General features: G+C 72.3%; 12 protein-coding genes. All 12 read left to right on the top strand.

Going from position 1 to position 18,518, the window contains the following annotated elements; all coding sequences use genetic code 11:
- The first annotated feature begins 92 nt into the window (after positions 1-92).
- Positions 93-1,166 carry a substrate-binding domain-containing protein gene (locus tag HD601_RS32210; protein ID WP_184829029.1) on the top strand — a complete coding sequence of 358 codons (1,074 nt, stop codon included), beginning with the start codon at positions 93-95 and terminating at the stop codon, positions 1,164-1,166.
- A gap of 129 nt (positions 1,167-1,295) precedes the next feature.
- Complete coding sequence (locus HD601_RS32205; protein ID WP_184829027.1) at positions 1,296-2,489, top strand: Gfo/Idh/MocA family protein; 1,194 nt, start codon at positions 1,296-1,298, stop codon at positions 2,487-2,489.
- A gap of 235 nt (positions 2,490-2,724) precedes the next feature.
- Positions 2,725-9,018, top strand: a complete 6,294-nt coding sequence (locus tag HD601_RS32200) for a ThuA domain-containing protein (RefSeq protein ID WP_246402435.1) — start codon at positions 2,725-2,727, stop codon at positions 9,016-9,018.
- Positions 9,019-9,272: 254 nt separating this feature from the next.
- On the top strand, positions 9,273-10,430 hold the full coding sequence (locus HD601_RS32195; protein ID WP_184829025.1) for an inositol-3-phosphate synthase: 1,158 nt from the start codon (positions 9,273-9,275) through the stop codon (positions 10,428-10,430).
- Positions 10,427-11,428, top strand: coding sequence for an SCO3242 family prenyltransferase (locus HD601_RS32190; protein WP_184829023.1), 1,002 nt, complete (start codon positions 10,427-10,429; stop codon positions 11,426-11,428). Before HD601_RS32195 ends, HD601_RS32190 begins: the two co-directional genes overlap by 4 nt.
- Entirely contained in the window at positions 11,425-12,312 is an 888-nt protein-coding gene (locus HD601_RS32185) for a sugar phosphate isomerase/epimerase family protein (protein WP_184829021.1), read from the top strand. The genes HD601_RS32190 and HD601_RS32185 overlap by 4 nt, the downstream gene beginning before the upstream one ends.
- Positions 12,309-12,992, top strand: a complete 684-nt coding sequence (locus HD601_RS32180; protein WP_184829019.1) for an EboA domain-containing protein — start codon at positions 12,309-12,311, stop codon at positions 12,990-12,992. The genes HD601_RS32185 and HD601_RS32180 overlap by 4 nt, the downstream gene beginning before the upstream one ends.
- A 2-nt stretch (positions 12,993-12,994) precedes the next feature.
- Entirely contained in the window at positions 12,995-13,870 is an 876-nt protein-coding gene (locus tag HD601_RS32175) for a TatD family hydrolase (RefSeq protein ID WP_184829017.1), read from the top strand.
- The gene (gene eboE / locus HD601_RS32170) at positions 13,870-15,045 is read left to right on the top strand and encodes a metabolite traffic protein EboE (protein ID WP_184829014.1); all 1,176 of its coding nucleotides are present in this window, start codon (positions 13,870-13,872) and stop codon (positions 15,043-15,045) included. Before HD601_RS32175 ends, eboE begins: the two co-directional genes overlap by 1 nt.
- Positions 15,042-16,421 (top strand): alkaline phosphatase family protein, encoded by a 1,380-nt coding sequence (locus tag HD601_RS32165; protein ID WP_184829012.1) that lies wholly within the window; start codon positions 15,042-15,044, stop codon positions 16,419-16,421. Before eboE ends, HD601_RS32165 begins: the two co-directional genes overlap by 4 nt.
- 39 nt (positions 16,422-16,460) lie before the next feature.
- Positions 16,461-17,468 carry a sugar phosphate isomerase/epimerase family protein gene (locus HD601_RS32160; RefSeq protein WP_184829010.1) on the top strand — a complete coding sequence of 336 codons (1,008 nt, stop codon included), beginning with the start codon at positions 16,461-16,463 and terminating at the stop codon, positions 17,466-17,468.
- Positions 17,469-17,514: 46 nt separating this feature from the next.
- A complete protein-coding gene (locus HD601_RS32155; RefSeq protein WP_184829008.1) occupies positions 17,515-18,474 on the top strand; it encodes a sugar phosphate isomerase/epimerase family protein in 960 nt (319 codons plus the stop codon).
- The last annotated feature ends 44 nt before the right edge of the window (positions 18,475-18,518 follow it).

Here is an 18,518-nt window from a genome sequence, read left to right as displayed (position 1 = left end):
CGCGCGGCCCCCGTCATCCCCGATCCCACCCCCAGAGAGCGCACCCGCCGGACGGGCAGTCCGGGAACCGAACCGATGACGAGGAGAGACCCATGTCCGTACGCACGAATCGGCCGCGACGCCGGTTGCTGACCTCCATGGCCGCCGTGTTCGCGGCCGGGGCCTTCGTAGTGGGCTGCACCAGCAACGAGCCGGAAGAGGAGGAGGCGCCTGCGGCCGAGACCGGGGGCGGCGACGACGCCGGCGCAGGCAGCGGCAACGACGAGCCGGGCGAGACCGTCGTCATCGGCTTCTCCGGCCCGGAGGCCGACCACGGCTGGCTGGCCGCCGTCAACGACTCCGCCATCGCCGAGGCCGAGAGCTACGAGGACGTCGAGCTGCGCACCGCCGAGGGCACCAACGACGCCAACCTGCAGATCAGCCAGATCGAGACGTTCATCAACGAGGGCGTCGACGCGATCGTGCTGCTGCCGACCGACGGCGCCCAGCTCACCGAGGTGGCCATCCGCGCCATGGAGGCCGGGATCCCGGTCGTCAACGTCGACCGCGAGTTCTCCAGCCCGTTCGCCGCCCGCGCCACGATCCTCGGCGACAACCACGGCATGGGCATCTCGGCCGGCACCTACGCCTGCCAGCTCATCGAGGACAACGACATCCAGGACCCGGTCATCGCCGAGATCGCCGGCATCGACGCGCTGCCGCTGACGCAGGACCGCTCCGCGGGCTTCGCCGAGGCGCTCGAGGCCTGCGGCCAGACGGTCGACAACCGCGTCGCCGCCGAGTTCACCGTCGAGTCCGGTGAGGAGCAGGCCGCGAACCTGCTGCAGGCCGCGCCGCAGATCGACATCATCTGGAACCACGACGACGACCAGGGCGTCGGCGTGAAGCAGGCGTTCGACAACGCCGGCCGTGACGAGTTCTTCTTCATCGGCGGCGCCGGCTCCTCGAACGCGATGCAGTGGATCCAGGACGGCGAGATGGAGGCGACCATCCTCTACCCGCCGACCCAGGCGGCCGACGGCATCCGCCTCGCCCGGCTGATCGCGCAGAACAAGGGCATGTCCGACCTGGTCCAGGTCGAGGTGCCGCGGCGCATCGTGCTGAACGCCCCGGTGGTCAACGCCGACAATGTCGAGGACTACCTGCACCTGGGCTTCGACTCCTGACGGGGACGGGGACAGGCTCGGGTACGGATCCAGGACGGAACGAGGAGTAGGTGGTGGCGGGGTCGGCGCCGACCCCGCCACACCTCCTCGCCGTCACCAACGGGGGCACTGACAGGAAAGGCAACGCACATGACGGTTGACGACACGCCGGCACTCGGCATCGGCATGGTGGGCTACGCGTTCATGGGGGCGGCCCACTCCCAGGCCTGGCGCAACGCCTACAGCTTCTTCGACGTTCCGCTCGTCCCGCGCCTCGTCGCGCTGGGCGGCCGGAACGCCGAAGCGGCCGGCGACGTCGCCAGACGCTTCGGCTGGGAGAGTGTCGAGACCGACTGGCGGCAGCTCGTCGCGCGCGACGACGTGGGACTCGTCGACGTCTGCACGCCCGGCGACACCCACGCCGAGATCGCGATCGCGGCCCTCGAGGCCGGCAAACACGTGCTCTGCGAGAAGCCGCTGGCCAACACCGTCGCCGAGGCCGAGGCCATGGTGGCGGCCGCGGAGAAGGCGGCGGAGTCGGGCGTGCGCAGCCTGGTCGGCTTCACCTACCGGCGGGTCCCGGCCATCGCGCTGGCCCGGCAGCTGGTGGCCGAGGGCCGCGTCGGCCAGATCCGCCACGTCCGCGCCCAGTACCTGCAGGACTGGATCGCCGACCCCGACGCGCCGCTGTCGTGGCGGCTGCAGAAGGACAAGGCCGGCTCCGGCGCGCTGGGCGACATCGGGGCGCACATCATCGACCTGACGCAGTACATCACCGGCGAGCGCATCACCGGTGTCAGCGCGATCCTCGAGACGTTCGTCAAGGAGCGCCCGGTGCCCGAGTCGTTCACCGGCCTCGCCGGCAGTGCGCCGGTCGCGGCCGAGCTGGGGCCTGTCACCGTCGACGACACCGCGGTCTTCCTGGCCCGGTTCACCGGGGGAGCGGTGGCGACGTACGAGGCGACCCGGTTCGCGACGGGGCGCAAGAACGCCATCCGCATCGAGATCAACGGGTCGAACGGCAGCCTGGCGTTCGACTTCGAGGACATGAACGTCCTGAACGTCTACGACCACACCGAGGACGCTCGGGTGGCCGGCTTCAAGCGGGTGCTGGTCACCGAGCCCAGCCACCCGTACGTGAGCGCCTGGTGGCCCGCGGGTCACGGCCTCGGCTACGAGCACGCCTTCACGCACCAGGCGGTCGACCTGCTGACGGCGATCGCCGAGCGCCGCGACCCGGAGCCGTCGTTCGCCGACGGCCTGAACGTGCAGCGCATCCTGGCCGCCGTCGAGGACAGCGCCGCAGCCGGGAGCGCCTGGACGGAGGTGCCCGCACCCGCCTGAGCGCCGCCGAACGTCACCGAGCACCACTGAGCACCGCCGCACGACACGCACCACCCGCAGCTTTGCGAGGGCCGAGTACCACGGGGGATTCCCCGGCACGGAGCGCACATCCCGTTCCCGACAGTCAGAGGAGACTGTGGTGAGTCATCCCGCGCAACGCGCCCGCAGATGGGCGCGGCGATTATTGGCTGCAGGTGTCGCCGTCGTGACGGCGGTGCCGCTGGCGGTCGCCGCGATGGCGCCCCCGGCGGCGGCCCACCCGGGCCACGGCGGCTACTCGGTCCTGGTGTTCTCGAAGACGGCGGGGTTCCGGCACGACTCGATCCCCGCGGGCATCGCGGCGATCCAGCAGCTCGGCACCCAGCACGAGTTCGACGTCACCGCGACCGAGGACTCCGCGGCGTTCACGGACGAGAACCTCGCCCAGTACGACGCCGTCATCTGGTTGTCGACCACCGGTGACGTCCTCAACGCCGACCAGCAGGCGGCGTTCGAGCGCTACATCCAGAACGGCGGCGGCTACGCGGGCATCCACTCCGCGTCCGACACCGAGTACAGCTGGCCGTGGTACGGCGGGCTGGTCGGCGCCTACTTCGCCAGCCACCCGCAGAACCAGACCGCGACGGTCAAGGTGGAGGACCCGGCGCACCCGTCGACCCAGCACCTCGACCCACTCTGGTCGCGCTTCGACGAGTGGTACAACTACCAGGACAACCCGCGCGGCGACGTGCACGTGCTGACGTCGCTGGACGAGAAGTCCTACTCGCCGGGCAACGGCGCCATGGGGGCCGACCACCCGATCACCTGGTGCCAGGACTACGACGGCGGGCGCTCCTGGTACACCGGCCTCGGCCACACCCAGGAGTCCTACTCCGAGCCGGCGTTCCTGCAGATGCTGCTCGGCGGCATCGAGACCGCCGCGGGCGTCACCCCGGCCGACTGCGCGGCGAGCAAGCCGGACAGCTTCGAGAAGGTCACCCTCGACGACACCACCAGCAACCCGATGGAGCTGGCGGTCGCCGACGACGGCCGGGTCTTCTACATCGACCGCAACGGCGCCGTGCGCCTGGTCCGGCCGGACGGCTCGGCCACCACCGTCGGCACGCTGAGCGTGTACACCGGCCAGGAGTTCGGCCTCATGGGCATCGCCCTCGATCCGGACTTCACCACGAACGGCTGGATCTACCTCACCTACGCCCCGACGGGGAGCGCCGCGATCGACCGGGTGGCGAGGTTCACCCTCACCGGCGAGACGCTGGACCTGGCGAGCGAGACCGTCATCCTCGAGTACCCGACCAACCGGGTCGAGTGCTGCCACGCGGGCGGCGCGCTGGAGTTCGACACCGACGGCAACCTGTACCTCACCACCGGCGACAACACGAACCCGTTCGCCTCCAGCGGCTACGCGCCCATCGACGAGCGGCCCGGCCGCGAGCTCTGGGACGCCCAGCGCACCTCGGCCAACACCAACAGCCTGAGCGGCAAGGTGCTGCGCATCACCCCGCTGGACGCGGGCGGGTACTCGATCCCCGCGGGCAACCTGTTCCCGCCGGGCACCGCGCAGACCCGGCCCGAGATCTTCGCGATGGGCTTCCGCAACCCGTTCCGCATCGGCCTGGACCCGGCGACGAACAAGCTCATGGTCGCCGACTACGGTCCCGACGCCGGCAGCGCCAACCCCAGCCGCGGCCCCGACGGCCGGGTCGAGTGGAACATCGTCGACCAGCCCGGCTTCTACGGGTGGCCGTACTGCGTCGGCAACAACACGCCGTACATCGACTTCGACTTCGCCACCAACGCCTCCGGCGCGGCGTTCGACTGTGGCGCCCCGGTGAACAACTCGCCGAACAACACCGGCCTGACCCAGCTGCCGGCCGCCATCGAGGCGGAGGTCTGGTACGGCTACCAGACCAACCCGCTGTACCCGGAGATCGGCGGCGGCGGCGCGCCCATGGCGGGCGGCGTCTACCGCTACGACCCGGACCTGGTGTCGGAGCGCAAGTGGCCGGCGTACTGGGACGGCAAGGCGATCTTCGGTGAGTGGAACCAGGGCAACCTGTACTCGTTCCAGCTCAACGACGCCGGGACGAACGTCACCGACATCAACGCGGTCTTCCCGGACTGGGCGATCCTGCGGCCGCACGCGCTGCAGTGGGGTCCCGACGGCGCCCTCTACATGATCGAGTGGGGTGGCGGCTTCGGCGGCAACAACACCGACTCCGGCGTCTACCGCATCGACTACGTCCAGGGCACCCGCGCGCCGGTGGCCCGCATCGACGCCAGCGCGACCTCCGGTCCGCTGCCGCTCGAGGTCGACTTCGACGGCACCGCGTCGATCGACCCCGAGGGCGGTCCGATCACCTACGCCTGGGACTTCGACGGCGACGGCACCGTCGACTCCACGGAGCCCGAGGCGTCGTACACCTACACGACGGCCGGCGACTACACCGTCGCGCTCACCGTCACCGACGGCGACGGCCTGCAGGACGTCGCGAACGTCGAGATCGCGGCCGGCAACACCGCGCCCGACGTCCAGGTCGCGTGGCCGCCGAACGGCGGGTTCTTCGACTTCGGCGACACCATCCGCTACGAGGTGGGCGCCACCGACGCCGAGGACGGCCAGGCCGAGTGCCCGCGCATCGTCACCCAGCCGGCGCTCGGGCACGACGAGCACTCGCACGAGTACGCCGAGTACTTCGGCTGCGAGGGCGTGTTCCCGCTGCCCGGCGACGAGGGCCACGTCGGCGCGAACATCTTCGGCACCGTCACCGTCACGTACACCGACGACGGCGCGCCGAACGTCAGCCCGCTGACCGGCCAGGAGGTCCTGATCCTGCAGCCGAAGCGGCGCGAGGCCGAGCACTTCGACCTCACCGGCCGGCTGTCCGGGTCCACGTCGGGCGGCGACCCGGGCGTCCAGCGCGAGACCACTGGCGACGTCCTGGGCGGCAGTCAGAACATCGGCTTCATCGAGCCGGGCGACTGGTGGGCCTGGGACCCGATGAACCTCACCAACATCGACAGCATCACGCTGCGGGCGGCGACGCCGACGGGCGCGTCGACGGTCGAGGTGCGCACGGGCTCGCCGGACGGCCCGACGGTGGCCACCATCACCGTCCAGCCCACGGGCGACTGGCAGGTGTACGACTACTTCAGTGCCGACGTCAGCGGCGAGACCGCCGACGACAGCGGCCCGCTGTACTTCGTCAACATCTCCGGGCAGCTCAACGTCAACTGGATCGACTTCAACGGCCAGGGTGTCACCGACAACCAGCGGCCCGACGTCGAGGTCACCGCGACCCCGACCAGCGGCACCGTACCGCTCGAGGTCGACTTCGAGACCAGCGCCACCGACCCCGAGGGCGACGACCCGCTCACGTACGCGTGGGTCTTCGGCGACGGCGGCTCGGCGACCACCGCGAACGCGACGCACATCTACACCGAGGCGGGCACCTACGACGCCTCCGTGACGGTGACCGACGCTCGCGGCGCCGCGGCGACCGAGCACGTCACCATCGAGGTCGAGCCGGACGTCTCGGAGCCGCCGGTCTGCCTGAACGGGCGCTCCGACGGGTTCGACGGCACGTCGCTGAACCGCGACCGCTGGACGACGGTGGTCCGTGAGAACCAGGACCTCGTGATCGAGGACGGTCACCTGGTGCTGCCGACCACGAGCACCGACATCTACGGCACCAACAACACCGACACGCCGAACATCGTCCTGCAGGACCTGCCGGACGGGCCGTTCACGGCGACCGCGAAGCTGACCATGCAGGCCTACCGGGCCTACCAGCAGGCCGGCCTGATCATCTACGGCGACGACGACAACTACGCCAAGATGGTGCTCGAGGGCCGCGACACCGGCACCACCAACCCGGCCGCGCGCATCTTCCAGTTCATCCGCGAGGAGAACGGGGCGCCCAACGAGGTCGGCGAAAGCAACACCGCCAACCTGGGCGCGGCCTACCCCGACACTGTCTGGGTGCGCTACATCAGCGACGGCAGCAACCTGCGCGCCGCGTACAGCGCCGACGGCGTGAACTTCACCGAGATGCCGCAGACGAAGAGCCTGGCCGGCATCGAGAACCCGAAGATCGGCCTGGTCGCTCTGGCCGGCACCGGTCAGCCGGTCACCGAGGTGCAGTTCGACTCGTTCCACATCACGCCCGACGACACCGCCACCGCACCGGAGCCGAACGACGAGTTCGCCGGCAGCGTCCTGGACGGCTGCCGCTGGACCGTGCTGCGGCCCGACGAAGCGGGCTACCGGCTCGCGAACGGCAAGCTCGAGATCGACACGCCGAACGGCGACATCTACACCGGCAACACCAACCCGCTGCCGGGGAACTTCATGCTCCAGCCGGCGCCCGCGGGCGACGAGTGGACGATCGAGACGCAGGTCGACGCGTCCGCGCTGGTCGAGCAGTACCAGCAGGGCGGCCTGATCGTCCACGGCGACGACGACAACTACGTCAAGTTCGACTTCGTGGTCGACAACCCCGCCGGTCAGCCGGTGGCGCGCCGCATCGAGCTGCGCAGCGAGGTCGACGCCGTCATCCAGGACCCGCAGCCCCAGGTCACGGGGCTCACCCAGGGCGTGTGGCACCTGCGGCTGTCCCGGTCTGGCGACACCTACACCGGCGCCTACAGCGCCGACGGCCAGACCTGGACCGAGCTGGGCGAGGCGGTCACCAACACGGCGCTGTCGTCCGGCGACGTGAAGGTCGGCCTGTTCGCCATCGGCACCTCGCAGTCGCAGCCGCAGACCGTGACGTACGAGTACTTCCGCGTCACCGGCGGCCAGGAGGTGTGCGAGCCGACGGCGCCCGAGGAGGGCTACACCAGCCTCTTCGACGGCACCGAGGGCAGCCTCGACGGCTGGGAGATGGCCGGTCCCGGCGGGTTCACGCTGACCGAGGACTGCACGCTGCTGTCCGAGGGTGGCATGGGCCTGTACTGGTACTCGGCCGACGCCTACGAGGACTACAGCCTCAAGCTGGACTGGATGATGCCGGGCGACGACAACTCCGGCGTCTTCGTCGGGTTCCCGGACCCGGGCGACGACCCGTGGGTCGCCGTCAACCAGGGCCACGAGATCCAGATCGACGCCACGGACGCTGCCGACCGCACCACCGGTGCGATCTACGCGTTCCAGGGCGCCGACCAGGCCGCTCGCGACGCGGCGCTGAACCCGCCGGGCGAGTGGAACGAGTACGAGATCGTGGTCCAGGGCGACCGGATCCGGGTGTACCTCAACGGTGAGCTGATCAACGACTACACCGACACCGACCCGAACCGGATGAGCCAGCCCAGCTACATCGGCATCCAGAACCACGGTGCGGCGGACCAGAACTACTTCCGCAACATCCGCATCCAGGAGCTCGTCGACGAGACGGCGCCGACGGTCGAGGTCACCCTCGACCCGGCCGAGCCGACCGGCCAGAACGGCTGGTGGACCGGCCCGGTCTCGGTTGCGGCGGTCGGGACCGACGACGGCGGCGGCGAGGTGGCGCTCGAGTACCGCATCGGCGGCGGCGACTGGACGCCGTACACCGGCGCGGTCGTGGTCGACGCCGACGGCGAGCACGCCCTGGAGTTCCGCGGCACCGACGGGGACGGCAACGTCTCCGAGCCCGTCGCGGCCACCGTGAAGAAGGACGCCACCCCGCCGGTCACCACCGCCACCCTCGGCGACGGCGCCGGCAGCTCCGTGGACGTCACGCTCGCGGCCACCGACGCCACCTCCGGCGTCGAGGTCACCGAGTGGGCGCTCGACGGCGGCGACTGGACCGCGTACGACGGGCCGGTCACGGTCAGCGGCGACGGCGAGCACGAGCTGCTGTACCGCTCGACCGACGCCGCGGGCAACGTCGAGGATACCAAGGCGGTCACCGTGACCGTCGACGGGTCCGCGCCGGTCCTGGTGGTCAGCGGCATCGCGCACGGCCAGCTCTACGGCGACAGCCAGAACCTGACCGTCACCTGGACGGCGACCGACAACGGACCGGTGACCGTCACCGGGACGCTCGACGGCGCGGCCATCCAGTCCGGTGCCGTGGTCCGGCTGCACGCCATCCCGCTGGGCCTGCACGAGCTGGTCGTCGAGGCGACCGACTCGGCCGGCAACAGCACCGTCCAGGAAGTGGTGTTCTTCTCCACCACGTCGTTCGCCGACATGGAGAGCCTGATCACCCAGTTCCAGACGGCCGGCACGATCACGTCGCAGGTGGCCAAGGACCTGCAGAAGTCGCTGGCCACCGCCCGCCGCCAGGAGGGCATGGGCCGCGAGGACCGGGCCGTGATCGCGCTGGAGTCGTTCAAGAGCACCGTCAACGCCAAGGTGACCGACGCGGGGGTCAAGAACACCCTGCTGCGCGACGCCGACGCGATGATCATCCGGCTCGGCGGCACCCCACGGCAGGCGGCCGCGGGCGTCCGGGCCAATGGCGGTGAAGATCTGGCCGGAACGGGACGTCTCGACGGCGATCCCGTCCGTACAGAGGGCAAGGAGTTGCCCGCCACCGAGTAGTCACCGTCCTCCCCACCCCCTGAAAGAGGAGACGTCACCATGAGAGTTCACCTGCCGCCCGGCGCACCGCGCCGGAACGGAACCCGCGACCAGGGCACCTCGGCCCTGCCCCGGATCGTCGGGCCGGGCTCTCGTGGTCGACGGGGAGCCGGCAGCAGCCGGTTCCCGGCCCCGGTGCCGGAGCGACGCGCTCCGCGCCGGCACCGGGGCGCCACCCCTGCGGCTTCGGCCGCTCGGGTCGAGGGGGTCCTGGCATGAGCGGGGTCGGCATCTGGTTCGTCGGGGCCCGTGGCTCCGTGGCCACCACGACCACCGTGGGGCTGCTGGCCATCCGGTCCCGGCTGGCCGGGCACACCGGCATGGTGTCGGAGCTGCCGGAGGTCGCGGCGGCCGGGCTCGCGTCGCTCGACGGCGTCGTCATCGGCGGCCACGAGGTCGCCGAGGGCACGCTGGGCAAGCGGGCCGAGGAGCTGAGCGCGGGCGGGGTCTTCCCGCCCGCGCTGGCCACCGTCCTGGCCGGCGACCTCGCCGCGGCCGACGAGCGGATCCGGCCGGGCGTCGTCGCCGGGCACGGCACACAGCGCGCGGCGGCGGACCGGGTCGAGGCCGAGCTGCGGGCGTTCCGTGACGAGCACGGCCTGGACCGCGTGGTCGTCGTCGACGTCTCCAGCACCGAGCCGCCGGTCGGCGGCGACGAGCCGGCGCTGGCGACGCTCGAGGCGCTGGAAGCCGCCCTGGACGCGGGCGAGGCGCCGCTGCCCGGCAGCTCGCTCTACGCGTACGCGGCGTTCAGGGCCGGCTGCCCGTACGTCGCGTTCACCCCGAGCCCGGGGCCACGCGTCCCGGCGCTGCTCGCGCTGGCGCTGGACAACGGTGTGCCGTGGGCCGGGTCCGACGCCAAGACCGGCGAGACGCTGGTCAAGACCGTGCTCGGGCCGATGTTCGCGATGCGCGCCCTGAAGGTGCGCTCGTGGTCGTCGGTCAACCTGCTGGGCGGCGGCGACGGGCAGACGCTCGCCGACCCGACCAACGCGGCCAGCAAGATCGCCACGAAGGCCAACGGCCTCGAGTCGATCCTCGGCCACCCGGTCGACGGGCCGCTGCACATCGACTACGTGCCCGACCTGGGCGACTGGAAGACCGCCTGGGACCTGGTGTCCTTCGAGGGCTTCCTCGGCACCCGCATGACCATGCAGTTCACCTGGTCCGGCTGCGACTCCTCGCTGGCCGCGCCGCTGGTCCTGGATCTCGTCCGGCTGGTCGCGCGGGCGCACGAGCTGGGCGCCGCCGGGCCGGTCGAGGAGTTCGGGTTCTTCTTCAAGGACCCCGCCGGCAGCGACGTGCACGCGCTGAGCGCGCAGTGGGCGGCGCTGGCGGACTGGTGCGCTCGGGCGGGCCAGGGCTCCCTATGAGGTTCCGCGACGTCGTCGAACTGGTACGGGCGCCCGCGGCGCTCACCGTGCCGGGCGACTCGCTGGCCGGCGCGGCCGCGGCCGGGTTCCCGTACGGGGCCCGGACCGCGGTCGCGCCGCTCGCCTCGGCCTGCCTCTACTGGGCCGGCATGGCCCTCAACGACTACGCCGACCGCGACCTGGACAAGCAGGAGCGGCCGGAGCGGCCCATCCCGTCCGGCCGGGTCACGCCGTCCGAGGCGCTGGGTCTCGCGGCCGGGCTGACGGCGGCCGGCCTCGGGCTGGCGGCGGTCGCCGGCGGACGGCGGGCGCTGCGGGTCGCGGTCCCACTGGCGGCGACGGTGTGGACATACGACCTGCTGGCCAAGCCGACGCCCGCGGGCCCCGTCGTCATGGCGGCCGCGCGCGGGCTGGACGTGCTGCTCGGCGCCGGCGGCCGCGAACGGGCGGCCGCACTGCCGGCGCTGGCGGTAGCCACCCACACCGCCGGCGTCACCGTCCTGAGCCGTGGCGAGGTCCACGGCGGGTCCGCGTCGTCGGCGCGGGTCGCGTTGGGAGCGACGGCGACCGCCGCGGCCGCCGCCCTGCCCGCGGTTCGCCCAGCCCTGTCCGCCCCTCTGGACCGTTCCGCGCGCTGGAGCTCTGCTGTCACTTCCGACAGCAAAGCTCCAACGCGCGTTCGAGGTCTGCTGTCACTTCCGACAGCAGACCTCCAGCGGGGCAACCGACGTCGCCTACCTGCGGGTTTGCCCGCCCGCGGGCTGGCCGCCACCGGATTCGCGGCCGTCTACGCGGCGACCGTGGGGCGGGCGCAGCTGGGCGCGGCTCAGAACCCCGACGCCGCCACCGTGCGCTCGGCGACCGGGGTGGGGGTGCGCGGCGTCATCCCGCTGCAGTCGGCGCTGCTGGCCAGGTCCGGCGCGGTCGCGCTCGCTGCCGCCGTCGTCGGGATCGGGCCGGCGGTCCGGGCGCTGTCGAAGGTGGTGTCGCCGACATGACTCTCCGATTCGGCTATGGAACCAACGGGTTCGGCAGCCACCGGCTGGACGACGCGCTCGCCGTCATCGCGGGACTGGGGTACGACGGCGTCGCCCTCACCGTCGACCACCCGCACCTCGACCCGTACGCGCCGAACCTGTCCGCCCGCACGGTCGCCGTCGGGCAGCGCCTCGCCGAGCTGGACCTCGCCGTCGTCATCGAGACCGGCGCGCGGTACGTGCTCGACCCGTGGCGCAAGCACGAGCCGAACCTGGTGTCCGACGCCGGGCGGGAGCGCCGGGTCGACCTGCTCTGCCGGGCGGTGCGCATCGGCGCCGAGCTGGGTGCCGAGGCGGTGTCGTTCTGGTCCGGCACCCTGCCCGACGGCGTCAGTGCCGACGAGGGCTGGCGGCGCGTGACGTCCGGGGTCGCGGCGGTGCTGGAAGAGGCGGACAAGCGGGGCATGCTCTGCGCGTTCGAGCCGGAGCCGGGGATGTTCATCGACACCGTCGGCGGCGTGCTCGAGCTGCGCAAACGGCTCGGCGACCCCGAAGGGCTGCGGGTGACGCTGGACATCGGGCACGTCGTCGCGAACGAGGCGGGCACCGTCGCCGACTGCGCCCACCAGGCCGGGGACCTGCTGGCGAACGTGCAGGTCGACGACATGGTCGAGGGCGTGCACGAGCACCTCGAGTTCGGTGAGGGCGAGGTCGACCTGCCTGCGGCGCTGGGGGCGCTGCTCGACGTCGGCTACGGCGGGCTGGCCGCCGTCGAGCTGCCGCGGCACGGGCACGCAGCGCCCGCCGTCGCACGGAGATCGCTGGACGCGCTGCGCGCCGCCGAGGCGCAGGCGCTGGCTGCACGGGGGACCGCACACGGGGGAGTGGAGGAGGGAACCTCATGAGCGCGACGATCGAACGCACGGCGCCACACCTCGACGACGACGCCCGGGCCCGGCTGGCCGCGCTGGTCGCCGAGGTCGAGGCGGACCCGGCCCGCATCTCGGTCCTGTTTCCCGCCGTCGGCCGCACGGTGGCCCGGGGGCCGTCGAACCCGGCCGACCCCGACGGGCTGCGCAGCCCGCGGCTCGAGGACGAGGCCCGGGCGACGCTGCTGGTCGCGGCCGCGACCGGCTGGAGCGACGAGCCCGGGAAGCTGATCGACGAGGTCGGCCAGCTCTACCGGTTCGGCGACGCCGACGAGAAGCGGGCCGTACTGCGGGCGCTGCCGCAGCTCGACCTCGCCGACGCGGGGCTGCCGCTGGTGGCCGACGCGCTGCGCACCAACGACGTCCGGCTGGTCGCCGCGGCGCTCGGGCCGTACGCCGCCCGTCACCTCGACGCCGCGGCCTGGCGGCAGGGCGTCCTGAAGTGCCTGTTCGTCGGGGTGCCGTTGGACGCCGTCGCCGACCTCGACGCCCGCACCGACGAGGAGCTGGCCCGCATGGTCGCCGACTACGGCAACGAGCGGGTCGCGGCCGGGCGGTCCGTCCCCACCGATGCGTGGCGCATCCTCGGCCGCCACCCCGAGGCCGTGGCCGGCCGCTTCCCCGTCCCGTCCGAATCCGGTGCCGAGGAGGCCTGACGATGCGCATCTTCGACCCCCACATCCACATGACCTCGCGCACCACCGACGACTACCAGCGCATGTACGCCGCCGGCGTGCGGGCGATCACTGAGCCGGCGTTCTGGCTGGGCCAGCCGCGCACCAACGTCGGCTCGTTCGTCGACTACTTCGACGCGCTGGTCGGCTGGGAGCGGTTCCGGGCCGCGCAGTTCGGCATCCGGCACCACTGCACCATCGCGCTGAACCCCAAGGAGGCCAACGACCCGCGCTGCCACGGCGTGCTCGAGGTGCTGCCGCGCTACCTCGCCAAGGACGGCGTCGTCGCGGTCGGGGAGCTGGGCTTCGACTCGATGACCGACGACGAGGAGAAGGTGTTCGTCCGCCAGCTCGAGCTGGCCGGCGAGCACGACCTGCCCGTGCTCGTGCACACGCCGCACCGCGACAAGGCCGCCGGCACCAAGCGGACGCTGGAGCTGGTCGCCGCGAGCGGGCTGCCGCCGGAGCGGGTGCTCGTCGACCACCTCAACGAGACCACCGTCGGCATGGTCGCCGACTCCGGCTGCTGGATGGGCTTCTCGATCTACCCGGACACCAAGATGGACGAGCACCGCATGGTGCGCATCCTGGCCGACCGCGGGCTGGACCGGATGATCGTCAACTCCGCCGCCGACTGGGGGCACAGCGACCCGCTGAAGACGGTCAAGACCGGCCGGGCCATGCTCGCCGAGGAGTTCAGCGCCGAGGACGTCGACAAGGTCCTCTGGCAGAACCCGGTCGAGTTCTACGGCCAGAGCGGCCGGCTGCTGCTCGACGAGGTCGACCTCGCCGGGACGGGCGGGCGGACGGCGACCTACGAGGGCAATTCCATCCTGCGCGGCCAGCGCCCGGAGGCGTGATGCGGTTCCGCCACGCCGACGGCACCGTCGTCCACCTCGCGTACTGCACGAACGTCCACCCGACCGAGAACGTCGAGGCGCTGCTGGACCAGGTCGGCCGGTACGGCGCCGGCGCCCGGGCGCGGCTGGGCGTGTCCCGGCTGGGGCTGGGCCTCTGGCTACCGGCGCCGGTGGTCGCACGGCTTGCGTCGGAGTCCGGCCGCGCCGACCTCGACCGGCTGCGCACGGCGCTGGCGGCCGGCGGCCTCGAGGTCGTGACCCTCAACGCCTTCCCGTACCAGGGCTTCCACGACCCGCGGGTCAAGCTGGCCGTCTACCACCCCGACTGGCTGACGGCGGAGCGGCTCGCCTACACGCTCGACTGCGCCCGCGTGCTGGCGGCGCTGCTGCCCGACGACGCCGTCCGCGGCAGCGTGTCGAGCCTGCCGCTGGCCTGGCGCACGCCGTGGGACGACGCACGGCGCGGGCTCGCGGCCGACCGGCTGGCCCGGCTGGCCGAGGGGCTGGCCAAGCTCGAGGCCGAGACCGGGCGGACGGTCCGGGTCGCGCTGGAACCGGAGCCGGGCTGCGTCGTCGAGACCATCGAGGGCGCGGCGGCCCAGCTGAGCGCCGTCGACACCGACCGCATCGGCGTCTGCCTCGACGCCTGCCATCTGGCGACGCAGTTCGAGGAGCCCGAGCAGGCACTGGCCACCCTCGCAGCCGCAGGGCTCCCCGTCGTCAAGACCCAGGCGTCGGCGGCCCTGGAGGTGCGCGACCCGGCCGACCCCGCGGCCCGCCGGGCGCTCGCGGCGTACGCCGAGGACCGGTTCCTGCACCAGACCCGGGCGTTCTCGGGCGGCCGCGTCGTCAGCGCCGACGACCTGCCCGCCGCGCTGTCGTCGGCCGCGTTCCCCGACGACGGGCCGTGGCGGGTGCACTTCCACGTCCCGGTGCACGAGCAGCCCGAGCCGCCGCTGGCCGCCACCCAGGACCACCTGACGGCGACGCTGCGCGGGCTGTTCGGCGGTGCGCGGGCCGTGACGGACCACGTCGAGGTCGAGACGTACACGTGGTCGGTGCTCCCCGCGGGGCGCCGGCCGGACGGCCCGGACGGGCTGGTGGCCGGGCTGGCGGCGGAGCTGCGCTGGGTCGCCGACCGGATGGCCGAGATCGGTATGGAGGAGATTTCGTGAACAAGCTGCTCGTGCTCGACGTCGTCGGCCTGACGCCGCGGCTGCTGGAGCACACCCCGAACCTGCGGGCGATCGCCGGGGAGGGCTGGCAGGCCTCGCTGGGCACCGTCCTGCCGGCGGTGACCTGCTCGGTGCAGTCGACGTTCCTCACCGGCGCCATGCCGCGCGACCACGGCATCGTCGGCAACGGCTGGTACTTCCGCGACCTCGGCGAGGTCTTCCTGTGGCGCCAGCACAACCGGCTGGTCCAGGGCGAGAAGGTCTGGGACACCGCCCGCCGCGCGCAGCCCGGGTACACCGTGGCGAACGTGTGCTGGTGGTACGCCATGGGCGCCGACACCGACTGGACCGTGACGCCGCGGCCGATCTACCACGCCGACGGGCGCAAGTCGCCGGACTGCTACACCCGCCCGCCGGCGCTGCACGACGAGCTGACCGGCGCGCTGGGCGACTTCCCGCTGTTCCAGTACTGGGGCCCGACGGCGTCGATCAGGTCCAGCGAGTGGATCGTGCAGGCCACCCGCAAGCTGATGCCGGCCGCCGACCTCACGCTCGCCTACGTCCCGCACCTCGACTACGACCTGCAGCGCTTCGGCCCGCACAGCCCGCAGGCCGTCACCGCCGCCCGCGACGTCGACCGCGTGCTCGGGCCGCTGCTCACCGACGCGCGGAACCAGGGCGTCACCGTCGTCGCCCTCAGCGAGTACGGCATCGGCCCGGCCAGCCGCCCCGTGCACGTCAACCGGATGCTGCGCCAGGCCGGGCTGCTCGACGTCTACACCCAGGCCGGTATGGAGTACCTCGACCCGTGGGCGTCGCGCGCGTTCGCCGTCGCCGACCACCAGGTGGCACACGTCTACGTGCGTGACCCCGCCGACCTCGAGGCCGTCCGCGAGCGGTGCGAGGCGCTGCCGGGCGTCGACCTCGTCCTCGACAAGGAGGCGCAACGCGAGTTCGGCCTGGACCACGAGCGCTGCGGCGAGCTGGTGCTGGTGGCCGACCTCGGCGCCTGGTTCACCTACTACTACTGGCTGCACGACGAGCGCGCACCCGACTTCGCCCGCGGCGTCGAGATCCACCGCAAGCCCGGCTATGACCCCGCCGAACTGTTCCTCGACCCCGCCGACCCGCGGGTCAAGCTGCGCGCGGGCGCGAACCTGGCGAAGAAGAAGCTCGGGCTGCGCTACGCGATGAACGTCGTGCCGCTGGACGGCCAGTGGGTCCGCGGCACCCACGGACGGCTCCCCGACGACCCCGCCGACGGGCCCGTGCTGCTGTGCAGCGACCCGTCGGCCTCCCGCGACCAGCTGGCCGCCACCGACGTCCGCGACCTCATGCTCGAGCTCGCCGGCATCGGCACCCCCGCACGGAACTGACCGAGCGCGCACCGCACCGACGCACGAAGGAGACACACGATGGCACGACCGATCACCCTCTTCACCGGGCAGTGGGCCGACCTGCCGTTCGAGGAGGTGGCCCGGCTGGCCGGCGAGTGGGGCTACGACGGCCTCGAGATCGCCTGCTGGGGCGACCACCTCGACGTCTGGCGCGCCGCCGAGGACGACGCGTATGTGAAGTCGCGGCAGGACATCCTCGAGAAGAACGGTCTGAAGGTCTGGACGATCTCCAACCACCTCAAGGGGCAGGCCGTCTGCGACGACCCCATCGACCAGCGGCACCGGGCGATCCTGCCGGACCGCATCTGGGGCGACGGTGAGCCCGAGGGCGTGCGCCAGCGCGCCGCCGAGGAGATGAAGGTGACGGCGCGCGCGGCCGCCCGGCTCGGCGTGAACACCGTCGTCGGCTTCACCGGCTCGGCCATCTGGAAGTACGTCGCCATGTTCCCGCCGGCGTCGGACGACATGATCGAGGCCGGGTACCGCGACTTCGCCGACCGCTGGAACCCGATCCTCGACGTGTACGACGAGGTCGGCGTGCGGTTCGCCCACGAGGTCCACCCGTCGGAGATCGCCTACGACTACTGGACGACGGTGAAGACGCTCGAGGCCATCGGGCACCGCGAGGCGTTCGGCCTCAACTGGGACCCCAGCCACATGGTGTGGCAGGACCTCGACCCCGTCGCGTTCCTGTGGGACTTCCGCGACCGCATCTACCACGTCGACTGCAAGGACACGAAGAAGCAGCTCGGCAACGGCCGCAACGGCCGGCTCAGCTCGCACCTGCCGTGGGCGGACCCGCGGCGCGGCTGGGACTTCGTCTCCACCGGCCACGGCGACGTTCCGTGGGAGCAGTCGTTCCGGATGCTCAACGCCATCGGCTACGACGGCCCCATCTCCGTCGAGTGGGAGGACGCGGGCATGGACCGGCTCCGGGGCGCCCCCGAGGCCCTCGAGTTCGTGAAGTCCCGCCTGTTCGACGCCCCCGAGGCGGCGTTCGACGCGGCCTTCAGCTCCACGGACTAGACCTCCGCAGCAGTACCGCACCATCCCCCCGGAAAGGAGCACGACGATGTGTTACGGATACGACGGCGACCGGGCCCTGGACGACTCGCTGGCCCGGCGCGGTCTGGGCCGGCGCCGCTTCCTGCTCGGCGCCGCCGCCGCGGCCGGCGGTGTGCTGGCCGGCGGTCTCGCCGGCGCGGTGCCCGCCTCGGCCGACGCCAGGCCCACGGGCCGCAAGATCGTGCCGCGCGGCGCGATCAGCATCCAGCTGTGGACGGTGCGTGACGCGCTGGCCCCCGGTGCGCTGTTCGACTCCACGCTGCGCTCCATCGCCGACTACGGCTACACCAAGGTCGAGCAGGCGCTCGGCTACTTCGGCCGCACCGCCGAGCAGCTGCGCGACTTCTACGACGAGATCGGCATCTCGTGCTCGTCGAGCCACGACGGCATCAGCCCCGACCGCGCGTCGCTGGAGACGAAGCTCGAGAACGCCGCCACGCTGGGGCAGCGGTTCATCGTCGTCCCGTTCCTGCAGTCGGACAGCCTGTCCGACTGGCAGCTGTGGGCCGAGCAGATGAACGAGGAGGCGGCGCTGGCGCGGCGGTACGGCCTGCGCTACGGCTACCACAACCACGCCCACGAGTTCACGACCGACCTCGGCGGCGGCGTGACCCCGTGGGAGGTGCTGACGTCGGAGCTGGACCCGAAGCTGGTCCACCTCGAGGTCGACCTCTACTGGGCGGTGACCGGCGGCATCAACAGCGGCGTCCCGGTCGCGCAGTCCGAGCAGTTCGCCATCGACGTCATCGACGAGGCACGGCAGCGCACGCTGCAGTACCACGTCAAGGACCGGCACCTGAACGGCGGCGACATGGCCGACCTCGGCACCGGGCACATCGACTTCGCGAAGATCTTCCGCGCGCACCGCGTGCTGGAGTACATCGTCGAGAACGACACCCCGGACGTCACCCCGCTGCAGACGGCGGAGGTCGGCTACCGGTACCTCAGCGAGCTGCGCATGCGCTGAGGCGGCAGACGCCCTGCGATCGACGGGGAGTGGCGGTCCGGTCC

It is taken from the genome of Jiangella mangrovi (genome assembly GCF_014204975.1).
Classification (GTDB): Bacteria; Actinomycetota; Actinomycetes; order Jiangellales; family Jiangellaceae; genus Jiangella; species Jiangella mangrovi.
This window is presented reverse-complemented; position numbering and strand designations above follow the sequence as displayed.